Genomic DNA, 12,271 nt, shown 5'->3' on the forward strand with positions numbered 1-12,271 from the left:
CGCACCGTTTTTTGTTTGACACGCGTCAAGCGGCTCATAGCCTCCCACGTAGCATCCTGCTGAAATATTTCTGAGCCCAATGTTCGTAACTGGTTCGACCAGGTTTGCGTATGTTCCGTGTTCAGTTCTGATCTGGATGAGGGAGAGTGAACCAAGTGAGCGCGGACTACATACAGCCACATCCTTGCGGCCACTTCATACATAGCGCGCCGAATCTTTATATTCTTGTCCGCTATCAATCGACAAAAGTAGCGCCTGACTATTGCCTCGCAAGCTGTGAATTTCTTGATGATACCGACCCCACAAAAGGCAAAGGTCTGGCCACATACCTTTCTCTTTTCGACGCATATCTTGCAGCAGCATTTTCATGCAAACCCGGAGAACAATGGCGCGTCCTCCCTGCCTCATCTTTTGATCCACGTGATCTGATTGATGCAAATTATGGCCAGCTTCATTACTTTGTTCATTTTGGCTGGGCTGCAGCCGATCGTAAGATCTTTCGGCGCACTCAAGGGGGCCTTGCTAGTGTCTACGCCCTGGACACGATTCAATCGGATCAATCGATCCCCCTTTATATTGAAATACACATTCCTGATGAAGATCTCGCGCATTACGTTTTCCTGCGCGAGCAGGCAGGCTTGTTTGCTCACAAAGAGCATGATCTGTCATTTGCACTGATGGATGAGCAGCAGCGTCTACAGCAGGTTTCGTTAGCCATCGCAGCTCTGCCCGCCCAACACGCAGTCGGTACCGTCAGCCAGCTCGCGTTCTATGACTTCAATTTCGCTCAATGGCTTTTCGTTCCAATTGAAAAATTTAATGATTTTTACAAAGAAGGGGGTATTTCATGACCGAAATTCGCTACGCCCTACGATATGGAGATAAAACCACTCGGGGAGGAATGCTTATCGCCTCGGGCAACGGTGTCATTCATCACAACGCGCCTGTGGGCATTGAAGGGGACATTGCAACCTGCCCACAATGCCATTCAACTGGGGCTGTTTACAATGATTGCCAACCAGATTTCAATATTGAAGGCAAGCAGGTCCTGGTCAGCGGGGCCAAAGTTTATTGCAAATGCCCAAACCATCCGATTATGCTACCTTCAAGGCATGACTTTATAATTCATGTCAATCGCGAGAAGGCCAGAATTACTCCAGCCAAAATGGCTCGTCAAAACTCTGCGGGCGACCTTCCGTTTAATCTACAATTTCTGATAAAAAGCAAAAAAACACAATTACCACAGATAAATACTTCATACAAAATAACACTTGAAAGTGGCGAAGAATTTATCGGAACAACAGACTTGAACGGTTTAACCCAGATCGTCTCGGCATCCTATGCAGCAAACGCAAAAATTGAGGTCCCCTACCATGACAACAATACAACAGCACCGCATGACACCGACCACGGAACCGACCCCTGTTGTTGTGACCATAGCTGAAAAAGAATTGAGTGGTGCCCAATGGGTCACCAAGTATCCCGGCAGTAGCGATACAGCCGACCTTGAAGAGGATTTCAAAATTGCTACAGAGAGTTTTCTTGCTGCGCTGAGACTTGCAAAAGCGACAGTTTACATCGCCGCCACTTTCAGGCCTCCCGAAAGAGCATATCTCATGCATTGGTCCTGGAAGATTGCCCACAAGAAAGTGAAGCCAGAAAAAGTCCCCGCCAGAAGTGGCATTTTAATTGAGTGGGATCATGGCGATGAAGAAAAATCCATTCAGGCAGCCAAGTCCATGGTAAGCAGTTATGGGATGGACGGATTAAAGGTCGCGCCTGCATTGAGTAGCAGGCACACAGAAGGAAAAGCAATTGACATGTCCATTGCTTGGTCATCCAAAGTTCTCACTATATCCGACGCCTCCGGCAAAGAGATCGAAATAAAGGAAGGGGTAAAAAATGGAATGAATAGCGAATTACACAAAATTGGAGAAAGCTATGGAGTAATAAAATTCAAATTGGGGGCAAAAGACAAACCACACTGGTCATCGGACGGAAAATAATCGTGAAAAAGTCAATCATGTTTCTAACATTATGTGTGCCAGTGATTGTTTTAGGGCAGACAAACAAAATCCCGCCAGATATCAAATCTTTTATTTCAAACTCAGAGAATTGCCAACATTTTGCAGGTGAGTGGGATGTGAGTCTATCCTCTCAGCAGAAATCTGACATCAACAGCAACATTGATAAATATTGTTCAAAAGCGCATAGCCAGCATGCAAATCTGAATAAAAAATATAAGAAAAACAAGGAAATGATGGCGATCATCAAAAAAACCATCAAGGAGAATGATGCAGTGTCTAGTTATGAGTAACAGGAAGGCGGCGGATCTTTGCTTGTCATTGATATAAAGCATACACCGCCTCATCCTGCTAACTTGTACTCAATCCACTCAAAACCAGCGCTTGTACTTGAAATAACCGGCCAGGCTAACTGCAATGGCCACCATCACGCCCAGCAACACGTAATAGCCATTGTGCGTATGCAACTCCGGAATATTCTCAAAGTTCATGCCATAAATACCCGCCAACAGGCTCAGCGGCAGAAAGATGGTGGTAATCACGGTCAGCACGCGCATTTGCAGGTTCATGCGGTGAGATTGCAAAGACAGGTAGGTATCCTGCAGGCTGCCCACCAGATCTCGCAGCGCCTCCACGCTTTCGATCAGCTGCACGGTATGGTCATACACGTCCCGCAGATAAAGCTGGGTTTCCGTGCGAAAGAAATCAGGCTCATCGCGCTGCAAGGTGTTGATCATTTCGCGCAGCGGCCATAGCCCGCGTTTGACCGCCAGCAAAGAGCGCCGCAGATTCTGGATTTCTCCCAGATGATCAGGGCCGATGCCCGCCTCAAAACTGTCTTCCACGGCTTCAATACGCTCACCAATGGCTTCCAGCACGGTGAAGTAGCGGTCCACCAGTTTGTCGAGCATGGAGTACACCAGGTAATCCGCCCCCCAGCGGCGTAGCTGCGATTGTTCGTTTTGCAGCGCCTCGCGTATCCCCTTGAACGAGCCTGTCGGGCGCTCCTGAAAGGTCAGCACCCAGTTCTGGCCCAGCACGATGGCGATCTGTTCGCTTTCGATATCCGCGTTGTCATCCGCATGCACAAGGCGCGCGGTAATGAACAGATAACCCTGGTAGACCTCCACCTTGGCGCGCTGGCCGGTATTGAGGATGTCCTCCATCACCAGCGGATGCAGGCCAAAGTGCCGACCGATGGTCTTGATGAAGTCCGTGTTGGACAAACCGTGCACGTTCACCCAGACGGTGTGATCGGGGCGGGGCGCGGGTAGATTGCAATCGGTCGGGCTCAGCGGATGCGACGACAGATCATCCGTCTGCGGCCCGAATTCAATCAGGGTTGCCAATGACTCCTGCGTGGGCGCATCTCCCACATAAACCAGGGTTCCGGGTTGCAAACCGGCTTTGTCTGCGCGCGGGTGGTGCCTTACGCGTTGTGTTCTGTGATTGCCAGTTCGTGACCGACGGTTTGCCATGCGTGGGTTTCCTCCATCAATGCATGCCGGGTAAGTGGGCGGGCATCCAGCCAGCCCTTGGGCAGTTTGAGCGTATAACGCTTGCCGGTGGCATTGAGCGTACAGTCAGGATCAGGATCGTCGTGCCGGGCACGGTGAATAATGCACGCCAGCCGCAGCGCCAGCACCGCTTGCCACAGTGCTTCGCCGGAAGGTTTGCCGGCTTTTTCCAGCTTGCCGCGTTGAGCCAGGACCAAAGAGGCCAGTTGCGCTTGCTCGCGCCGGGAAAATCCTGGCATATCGGCGTGTTGCAGAATGTAGGCGGAATGCTTGTGATAGCTGGTGTGCGAGATCGACCGCCCCACCTCATGAAGCATGCCGGCGTAGTACACATCCAGCGCCAGTGCCGCATTCACCTGCGGCATGGTTTGTGCCAGATGCAGCGCCAGCGCGCCGACCCGCTGCGCCTGCGCGGCATCGGCGTGATAGCGGCGCAAAAAGCCGTTGACGGTCTGGGTACGAATATCGTGTTGGCCGTGGCGACCAAGCAGGTCATACAGCACACCATCCCGCAGCGCGCCCTGGGTGATCTGCATGCGCTCGATCCCCAACAGGTCAAACACTGCGGCCATGATGGCAAAGCCGCCGGCCAGCACCGGGCGACGGTCATCCCGCAGTCCGTTGAGCTTGACCTTGTCCACATGGCCGGCCTCCAGCAGGATCTGCCGGATACGCGTCAGGCCGGCGCGGGTGATGCCACCACTGGCGATATCATTCAGTTCCATTACGTCGGCCAATGAACGCGCCGTGCCAGACGTGCCGATGGCCATTTGCCAGTGACGCGCGTGGAACTCTTGTTCCAGTGGCTGGATGACTTCCCCAGCCGCAATTTCCGCCGCCGCCATCCGGTCAGGCGTGATAATGCCATTGGGAAAAAAGCGCAGGCTCCAGGACACGCAACCCATCAAGGTACTTTCAGTAACCAGGGGAGTGTGCTGGCGGCCGACGATGAATTCGGTGGAGCCACCACCGATGTCCACGACCAGACGCTTCTCCCGCGAGGATGGCAGGCTGTGCGAGGCGCCCAGGTAAATCAGCCGTGCTTCTTCCCGACCCCCGATGATTTCAATGGGAAACCCCAGCGCGGCTTCGGCCTGGGGTAAAAAGGTCTGCCCGTTTTTGGCGACCCGGAAGGTATTGGTGGCCACAGCGCGGACCTGATCGGCGCGCAAGCCACGCAGACGCTCACCAAAGCGAGCCAGTGCCTCCAGCGCTTGCTGTTGGGCGTCTGCTGTCAGGTAATTGCGTTCATCAAGACCGGCACCGAGGCGCACGGTTTCTTTAAAGGTATCCAGCGGCACCACCGTGCTTTCCAGCACGCGCGCCACTTGCAGTCGAAAGCTGTTGGAGCCGAGGTCAACGGCGGCGATCAAATGGTCGTCGGCCATGCGCATTCCAGGTAGGTTGAACAAGGTGAAAGGCGGCAGATGACGGCCGCAGTCAGCCCAACATAGCGAACGATGGCGTGGCTGGCAATTGGCGACATGACCTGGTCAACCCAATTGGCATGAAGCAGACAAGAAAAAAGCGGCTCAAGGCCGCTTTTTTCGTTCATCCACATCCACCCACCACGGTGCACTGTTGGCACCACGCAGCTCATTCGCCTTCGCGCGGGGTCAGGATCAGGCGCTCAACTTCTTCCTGGCTCTTGTGGCGGATATCCAGACCCTTGACCAGGAACACCACTTGCTCGGCCACGTTCACGGCCAGATCACCAATGCGTTCGATCGCCTTGGCGATCCACAGAATATCCAGCGTCAGCGAAATGGTGCGTGGATCTTCCATCATCAAGGTGATCAACTGGCGTTGCAGGCTGCGGTATTCATCATCCAGACGGCTATCGTCACGGATCACCTGGGTAGCTTGCAGCACATCCAGGCGCGCAAATGCGTCCAGCGCCTTGGAGAGCATATCCAGCGCGTCTTCAGCGATGTGATTGAGCTCGTTAAAGCGCGGTACTTGCAGACGGCCGCTGTCATAAATGTTCTTGGCACGGCGGCAGATACGGGCAGCCTTGTCGCCAATGCGCTCCAGGTCTTCCACCGATTTGATCACGGTCATGACCATACGCAGATCACCGGCGGCCGGTTGGCGGCGGGCAATCATGTGAATGCACATGTCATCCAGTTGCACGTGCATCTGGTTCACACGTTCTTCCTGTTCCAGCACCTTGTTCACAATGACAAGGTCACCGGACGCCAGGGCTTCCATGGCCAGACGAACCTGTTCTTCGACCAGCCCCGCCATACCCAGCACGTTGGAACGAATTGCCTCAAGTTCTGTATCGAATTGCTTGGAAATGTGTTCGGCCATTGAGGCAGTCTCCGACTGAGTGCGGTTTGTTATCTAAGCGCGGTAACATAACACGGGTTTGTTACCAATATGTTGCAAGTCCATGGCAGGCCAGCCTGACCCGCCATGCACCCCGCCATTTTTACTTATAGGTCTTGACGCCTTCTGCCGTGCCCAGCAACAAGACATCGGCACGACGACACGCAAACAAACCGTTGGTGACCACACCGACGATCTGGTTCAACTGGGTTTCCAGCTTGGTGGCCTCAGAAACCTGCCAGCCATGGACATCCAGAATCACATTGCCGTTATCTGTAATCACGCCTTCACGATAGGCCGGGTGGCCACCCAGTTTGACGATCTCGCGGGCGACGTAAGAACGCGCCATCGGGATCACTTCTACCGGGACGGGAAATTTGCCCAGCACGCTGACGTATTTGCTTTCGTCCGCGATACAGATGAATTTCTCGGCCACGGCGGAGACAATTTTCTCGCGCGTCAGCGCCGCGCCGCCGCCCTTGATCATTTGTAACTGGTGATTGATTTCATCCGCGCCATCCACGTACACCGGCAGTTTGTCGATGGTGTTGAGATCAAATACTTCAATCCCAAGGCCCATCAGGCGCTTGACGCTGGCTTCGGACGAGGACACGGCACCCTTGATCCGGCCCTTGATGGTGCCCAGCGCATCAATAAAGTAATTGGCCGTCGAGCCTGTGCCCACGCCAACAATGCAGTCATCCGGCACGTATTGCAGGGCCGCGCGGCCTACAGCTTCTTTCAGTTCGTTTTGCGTCATCGGGTCAAGCTCCGTTAGTGGAAAACAGCGTGCCGGCCGGTGCCGGTGAATGGTCGCAATTGTAGCAGGCGCACGCTAGCCTGGAGCCGCTAACACGACCCAGTGCTGGTGAGGCACGCCAAACGAAGACAGTACGTGTGGTACGGAACGTAACGACGCCAGCAGGGTTGTGTTCGCGGCGCTCAATGCAGAGTGGAAAGCCAGGTGCGAATACCGGCCAGCAACATTTCCACGGCAATAGCCGTCAAGATCAGGCCCATCAGGCGTTCAAAGGCCTGGGTCAGGCGCTCGCCCAGCCAGTAGCTGATCCGTTCGGAAAACAACAGGGTCAGGCCACAGATCAGCATGGTGATCGCCAATGCACCCACCCATTCCCACAGTCGGTCCGGATCGTGCGAGACCAGCAACAGCACGGTGGCAAGGGCCGAAGGGCCCGCCAACAGCGGCACCGCCAGCGGCACAATGAAGGGTTCGCCAGACGGCGCGCCATCCCCAAATACGCCATCGGCCTTGGGGAAGATCATTCTGAGGGCGATCAAAAACAGGATGATGCCACCGGCAATGCCCAGCGAAGTCTCGGACAAATGCATGACCTGCAAAAAGCCCTGACCAAACACCATAAACGCCAGCAAGATGCAAAACGCCACCAGCGTTTCCCGCAAGATGACCTTGACCCGGCGCGCTCGCGGCACTTTCTTTAGCAGGGAAACAAACAGCGGCAAACCGCCCAGCGGATCGGTCACCAACAGTAGCAAGACCAGTGCGGAGAAGAATGTATGTGTCATATGCGCCATTCTCGCATATCGGTCTGGTAATAATTTGACCTGCCTTTAATTTCCCAGGCTTGATCTAAGTTTGGCAATCCAGAATAATAAATGAGAATAGATCGCATTTAATGTATCAAGTCATGCCCGGCCCCGCTCAGGCGGTTGCGCGATTGACCGACTCGGCATGACACGCGCCCGCCTGGCGCCATAAGGAACTCATGGCCAATATCCTGTTTGTTGTCTGGCGCGAGAGCGTGGAAGCGCTGCTTGTGATCGGTATCCTGTTTGCCTGGCTGCGCAACGCCGGGCTGAACCAGGGGATGAAGTATCTGTGGGGCGGTGTGGTGGCCGGCCTTGCCCTGGCAGGTGCCCTGGCTGGCGCCATGATGGCGCTGGAAAGCGTATTGCCGGATGGCTCAATCGAATATTTCCAGCTGGCCATGGTGCTGATCGCCAGTGGCTTGATCGTGCAGATGGTGTTCTGGATGCGCATTCACGGCCGCACGCTCAAGAAAGAACTGGAAGGCGAGATGTCGCAAGCTGCGGCCAAAGCCAACTGGTGGGGGCTGATGGTGGTGGTCATGCTGGCGGTCGCGCGCGAAGGCTCGGAAGCCGTGGTATTCCTCTACGGCCTCGGGCTGGGTTCAGGTAGCGTGGGCCAAACCATTCTGGCGATTGTGCTGGGCCTGGCGCTGGCATTCCTGACCTTCTGGTTGCTGCAACAAGGCGGCAAGATTTTCTCCTGGCGGCTGTTTTTCAAGATCACCGAAATCATGTTGCTGTTCCTGGCGGCATCCATGCTGATCAACGGCGTGGAACGTATGATCGGGCTGGACTGGATTCCAGGCCTGGTTGATCCGCTGTGGAATACCTCGATGGTACTGGATGACACCAGCCGCTTTGGTGGTGTGGTCGGCGCGTTGACCGGTTACCGGGCACAGCCGGCACTGACCATGGTGCTGGTGTACGCGGCGTACTGGATTGCCGTCGTGGTGGCACTCAAGCGTGTGAGCGCAAAGCAGAACAAGCCCAAGCCGGCCCCGGTGGCAGCGCAAGCCGCCAGTCAGTCCGGTCGCTAAGCCTGACGTGGTAGACCCAACAAAGCCGCCCTGACCGGGCGGTTTTGTTTTGTGCCGCTGTTACGCAGGCAAATGTGCAGGGCTGTGTCCTCCAGCGGCGGGCGGGATCGTTACAATAAGCTAACCCACCTTCGATCCGGCCAATCATGAGCGATATCGCAGCCCCCACCGCCCCCATGGCGATTACCCCCTGGACGCTCTTTTACACTTTCGCCAGCATGGGCCTGCAGGGCTTTGGCGGCGTCATGGCCTGGGCCAGGCGCATTCTGGTCGAAGACCGTGGCTGGGTGGATAACCGCGAGTTCACAGAGTTACTGGCGCTCTCGCAAATTCTGCCCGGCCCCAACATCTGCAATCTGGCCAGCATTCTGGGTTATCGCTGGTGTGGTGTCCGTGGCGCGGTGGCCGCCGTGGTGGGTCTGTTAGGGCCATCCGGACTGATCGTGCTGGGGATTGGCGCCCTCTATGAGCATTACCAGAACGCGCCAGGGGTTGAGGGCGCAGTCCATGGCATGACGGCCGTGGCGGTGGGGCTGGTGTTTGCGGCAGGCGTGAAGCTGGCACAAAGCCAGCCGCGCAACCTGCGTGGCCCGGTGCTGGGCATCGCCGCGCTGATTGCCGTTGCCGCCTTGCACTGGCCGCTGGTGTGGGTGTTGGGCGTATTGATCCCGCTGGCTCTGGTCCTGGAATGGCGCAGCAGCCGGAGTACCAACCCATGAGCATCCTGATCCAGCTCTTTCTGCAGTTTGTATTGATCAGCCTGCTGGCCTTTGGCGGGGCCAGCGCCACCCTGCCAGAAATGCACCGCTTTCTGGTGGTGCAGCATCATTGGGTGGATGACCACACTTTCAGTTCGCTCTACGCCATCTCTCAGGCTGCTCCCGGCCCCAATGTGTTGTTCGTCGCCCTGTTTGGCTGGCATGTGGCGGGGCTGGCCGGCGCGGCGGTCACCCTGTTTGCCATGTGTATCCCTGCTGCGCTGCTGGCTTTGCTGGTGGAGCATTATATGAGTCGCTACCCGCACCACACCTGGCACCTGGTGCTGCGCCGGGCGCTGGCGCCGATCACCATCGGGCTGGTTTTTGCTACGGCCCTGATTGTGTTTCAAGGCGCGCCGGTGCACATCGGCGCAATTTTGCTGGTGATTGCCACCACCTGGATCACCCTGCGGACCCGTTTCAACGCCTTGTGGCTGATTGCCCTTGGCGCCTTGCTGGGCGTGCTGGGCTGGGTCTGACAACCTGTCAAACCCGACCTTGCGGCCCGCAGCAGGGCCATCCATGCTAAAGCGCTTACCCAAACCCGTTCTTTATCAGTGGATAACCCCCAATGTCTTTGATGAATCATGTCTCGGTCGGCACCAACCAGTTTGATACTGCCACCCGGTTTTACGATGCCGTCATGGCCGCGCTCGGCGCCAAACGGGTGATGGAATTTCCGGGTGCGGTTGCTTATGGCCACCAGGTACCGGAATTCTGGGTGCAACGCCCGTATGACGGCAAAGATGCCGGCTCGGCCAATGGCGTTCACTTTGGTTTTAACGCCGCCAGCAAAGCGCAAGTGGACGCATTTCATGCCGCCGCACTCGCTGCCGGTGGCACGGATGATGGCAAGCCTGGTCCGCGCGTGGATTACGGCGCGCAATATTACGGTGCGTTTGTACGTGATCCGGATGGCAACAAGATCGAAGCCATGTTCTGGGATGAAAGCGCCGCGTGAATACGCCTGCGCCATTAAACAAAAAAAGGGCCTCACTGAGGCCCTTTTTGCTGGTTCGCTTCTGCCGCCGTATCAAGCCACCACCGGGATCAGCGGATCAGCCGCGGCAAATGCCTCAGCGCGGTCGGCTGCGGGCGGGTAAATCCATACGGTGCAGATTTGTGTCTTGAGGGATTTGGCCTCTTCCCTCACCAGCTTGACCTGGCGATCCCACCCTTCGGTGTACACCGCACCCCACGCGCCCAGATCCAGGCAGGTCACATATTTGGGCTGGCTATACGGGATTGGCGTGACGCCCAGCAAATCAGCGGCGACGTTGTTGCCCGCCGAGCGCCCCAAAGCAATCGCGTGCTGGCAGGTCATCAGGGCGTAGTTACCCAGATCATCGGTTGCGGCATAAGCCGTGTCACCAGTGGCGAAAATATCGTTCTGACCGATCACCTTCAGATGTTCATCGACATGCAGGCGGCCGTGGGCATCGCGTTCACCCGGCACCTGTTCGGTGAGTGCATTGGCGCGCACACCGACAGTCCAGACTACGGTTTTGGCCTCGATACGCCGGCCGTCTGTCAACGTCACACCATCGGCATCCACTGCGGCGACGCCCGCGTTCAGGCACCATTCCACACCCAGCTCCGCGCAAGCCTCGGCAATCACCGGGCGGATTTCCTCGCCCAGGCTGCCACCTGCTTGTTCGCCCCGATCCACGACAATCACCTTCACCCTGGCGTCGTTCCCCAGCGCGGCGCGCAAGCGTGCCGGCATTTCGGTCGCGGTTTCGATCCCGGTAAAACCACCCCCGGCCACCACCACGGTATTGCGGGCGGCAGATTCAGGCAGCGTATTCAAGGCCTTGATGTGCGCCTCCAGCCGCATGGCGTGCTCAATCTGGTCCACATCGAATGCAAACTCGCTCACGCCAGCCAAGGTGGGCCGGACCACCCGGCTACCTGTCGCCAACACCAGTTTGTCGTAACTGAAACTGACTTCCTCGCCGTGCTCGTCGGTGTACTGCACGCGCTTGCCGGCGACATCAATGGTTTTGGCCATCCCCTTGATGAACTTCACCCCAACAGCGGCAAACAGTTCGGCCAGCGGGGCTTTCATCTGGTGCACTTCTGATTCGTAAAAACGCGGGCGCACACGCAGTTCTGCGGCGGGAGCCAGCACGGTCACTTCGACATCGACGCGGCCTTCTTGATCCAGCAAACGGGCCGCGCTCAGCGCGCTCCACATGCCACCAAAACCAGAACCGAGCACCAGAATGTGTTGTTTCATTTTTCAATATCCGACAAGTAAAAAGGCTGTTACTGATCGCCGTCTGTTGACCCCACGTCGACGACCCATAACTACGACTATAATGATCGTAGTTATGCTTTGCAACTGCCTGGCGCACCAACAAATCACACAACAGGCCGCGCCAAAACGCACAACCTTGTGATTGCAAAGACAAAAATGCTAATATGTACGACAAATTCGGTCGGAGATTAAAATGGCGCTCTACAGTGCCGGTGTGGAATACGGCATTCACTGCCTGTTGTTTCTGGTGGATGAGCATGGCCAGAGTCGGGAAGCCAGCGTGCGAGATCTGGCAGAACTACAAGGCGTGCCGCTGGAATACCTGGCCAAGGTGTTTACCAAACTGGCCCGGGCCGGCCTTGTGGCCGCCACCGAGGGCGTGCGGGGCGGGTTCCGGCTGGCCAGAGCGCCGGAACAGATCAGTGTGCTGGATATCGTGGCGGCCATTGATGGCCCCAAAGCCATTTTTGACTGCCGGGAAGTGCGCGAGCGCTGCGCCATCTTTGACGAGACCGCGCCGGCCTGGGCGGTAAAGGGGCCGTGTGCCATTCACAAGGTCATGCTGGATGCGCAGCAACACATGGAAGCTGCGCTGGCCCGGCAGAACATCCTTGATCTGGCCCGCCAGGTAGGGCAAAAAGCGCCGGCACAATTTGCGACGCAAGTGAATCGCTGGCTGGGTGAACGCCGGGATAACAAAGGGGCCGGTAACCCGCCTGAGGTCATCCCGCTGGTGAAAGTGCCAGACTGAACTACGCGCGCCAATGACCGCCAA

The 12,271-nt window shown here is 56.5% G+C and carries 15 protein-coding genes; 9 read left to right on the forward strand and 6 right to left on the reverse strand.

Annotated features, from left to right (window positions below; all coding sequences use genetic code 11):
• The first annotated feature begins 146 nt into the window (after nucleotides 1-146).
• Genes HNQ50_RS10720 through HNQ50_RS10735 form a run of 4 tightly spaced genes read left to right on the forward strand, consistent with a single transcriptional unit; the run spans nucleotide 147 to nucleotide 2,317 of the window.
• On the forward strand, nucleotides 147-851 hold the full coding sequence (locus tag HNQ50_RS10720) for a hypothetical protein (RefSeq protein ID WP_221303132.1): 705 nt from the start codon (nucleotides 147-149) through the stop codon (nucleotides 849-851).
• Nucleotides 848-1,444, forward strand: coding sequence for a PAAR domain-containing protein (locus HNQ50_RS10725; RefSeq protein ID WP_184100489.1), 597 nt, complete (start codon nucleotides 848-850; stop codon nucleotides 1,442-1,444). Before HNQ50_RS10720 ends, HNQ50_RS10725 begins: the two co-directional genes overlap by 4 nt.
• Complete coding sequence (locus HNQ50_RS10730) at nucleotides 1,398-2,006, forward strand: peptidoglycan-binding domain-containing protein (RefSeq protein WP_184100491.1); 609 nt, start codon at nucleotides 1,398-1,400, stop codon at nucleotides 2,004-2,006. The genes HNQ50_RS10725 and HNQ50_RS10730 overlap by 47 nt, the downstream gene beginning before the upstream one ends.
• 2 nt (nucleotides 2,007-2,008) lie before the next feature.
• Nucleotides 2,009-2,317, forward strand: a complete 309-nt coding sequence (locus tag HNQ50_RS10735) for a hypothetical protein (RefSeq protein WP_184100493.1) — start codon at nucleotides 2,009-2,011, stop codon at nucleotides 2,315-2,317.
• Nucleotides 2,318-2,395: 78 nt separating this feature from the next.
• Here the strand turns inward: HNQ50_RS10735 and corA are convergent, their stop codons facing one another.
• The 5 genes from corA to HNQ50_RS10760 all read right to left on the reverse strand — a co-directional run bounded on the left by corA (nucleotide 2,396) and on the right by HNQ50_RS10760 (nucleotide 7,417).
• Nucleotides 2,396-3,373, reverse strand: coding sequence for a magnesium/cobalt transporter CorA (corA, locus tag HNQ50_RS10740; RefSeq protein ID WP_246428677.1), 978 nt, complete (start codon nucleotides 3,371-3,373; stop codon nucleotides 2,396-2,398).
• Between the two features lie 80 nt (nucleotides 3,374-3,453).
• A complete protein-coding gene (gene ppx, locus HNQ50_RS10745; protein ID WP_184100497.1) occupies nucleotides 3,454-4,929 on the reverse strand; it encodes an exopolyphosphatase in 1,476 nt (491 codons plus the stop codon).
• A gap of 208 nt (nucleotides 4,930-5,137) precedes the next feature.
• Nucleotides 5,138-5,854 carry a phosphate signaling complex protein PhoU gene (gene phoU / locus HNQ50_RS10750; RefSeq protein WP_184100499.1) on the reverse strand — a complete coding sequence of 239 codons (717 nt, stop codon included), beginning with the start codon at nucleotides 5,852-5,854 and terminating at the stop codon, nucleotides 5,138-5,140.
• Nucleotides 5,855-5,975: 121 nt separating this feature from the next.
• Nucleotides 5,976-6,632 carry a ribose-5-phosphate isomerase RpiA gene (gene rpiA / locus HNQ50_RS10755; RefSeq protein ID WP_184100500.1) on the reverse strand — a complete coding sequence of 219 codons (657 nt, stop codon included), beginning with the start codon at nucleotides 6,630-6,632 and terminating at the stop codon, nucleotides 5,976-5,978.
• A gap of 182 nt (nucleotides 6,633-6,814) precedes the next feature.
• The gene (locus tag HNQ50_RS10760; RefSeq protein WP_184100502.1) at nucleotides 6,815-7,417 is read right to left on the reverse strand and encodes a MarC family protein; all 603 of its coding nucleotides are present in this window, start codon (nucleotides 7,415-7,417) and stop codon (nucleotides 6,815-6,817) included.
• A 200-nt stretch (nucleotides 7,418-7,617) separates the two neighbouring features.
• Between HNQ50_RS10760 and HNQ50_RS10765 the strand changes: the two genes are divergently transcribed.
• From HNQ50_RS10765 to HNQ50_RS10780, 4 genes are all read left to right on the forward strand, one after another.
• Nucleotides 7,618-8,478, forward strand: coding sequence for an FTR1 family iron permease (locus tag HNQ50_RS10765; RefSeq protein ID WP_184100504.1), 861 nt, complete (start codon nucleotides 7,618-7,620; stop codon nucleotides 8,476-8,478).
• Nucleotides 8,479-8,624: 146 nt separating this feature from the next.
• Complete coding sequence (locus HNQ50_RS10770; RefSeq protein WP_184100506.1) at nucleotides 8,625-9,197, forward strand: chromate transporter; 573 nt, start codon at nucleotides 8,625-8,627, stop codon at nucleotides 9,195-9,197.
• Nucleotides 9,194-9,715 carry a chromate transporter gene (locus HNQ50_RS10775; protein WP_184100508.1) on the forward strand — a complete coding sequence of 174 codons (522 nt, stop codon included), beginning with the start codon at nucleotides 9,194-9,196 and terminating at the stop codon, nucleotides 9,713-9,715. The genes HNQ50_RS10770 and HNQ50_RS10775 overlap by 4 nt, the downstream gene beginning before the upstream one ends.
• Before the next feature lie 92 nt (nucleotides 9,716-9,807).
• Nucleotides 9,808-10,197, forward strand: a complete 390-nt coding sequence (locus HNQ50_RS10780; protein ID WP_184100510.1) for a VOC family protein — start codon at nucleotides 9,808-9,810, stop codon at nucleotides 10,195-10,197.
• Nucleotides 10,198-10,269: 72 nt separating this feature from the next.
• On the opposite strand, the gene HNQ50_RS10785 is transcribed toward HNQ50_RS10780, so the two are convergent.
• Nucleotides 10,270-11,475, reverse strand: a complete 1,206-nt coding sequence (locus HNQ50_RS10785; RefSeq protein ID WP_184100512.1) for an NAD(P)/FAD-dependent oxidoreductase — start codon at nucleotides 11,473-11,475, stop codon at nucleotides 10,270-10,272.
• Between the two features lie 214 nt (nucleotides 11,476-11,689).
• Between HNQ50_RS10785 and HNQ50_RS10790 the strand changes: the two genes are divergently transcribed.
• Nucleotides 11,690-12,247: an RrF2 family transcriptional regulator gene (locus HNQ50_RS10790; RefSeq protein ID WP_184100514.1), complete on the forward strand. Its 558-nt coding sequence runs from the start codon at nucleotides 11,690-11,692 to the stop codon at nucleotides 12,245-12,247.
• Nucleotides 12,248-12,271 lie beyond the last annotated feature (24 nt).

This window comes from Silvimonas terrae, assembly GCF_014202765.1.
Classification (GTDB): domain Bacteria; phylum Pseudomonadota; class Gammaproteobacteria; order Burkholderiales; family Chitinibacteraceae; genus Silvimonas; species Silvimonas terrae.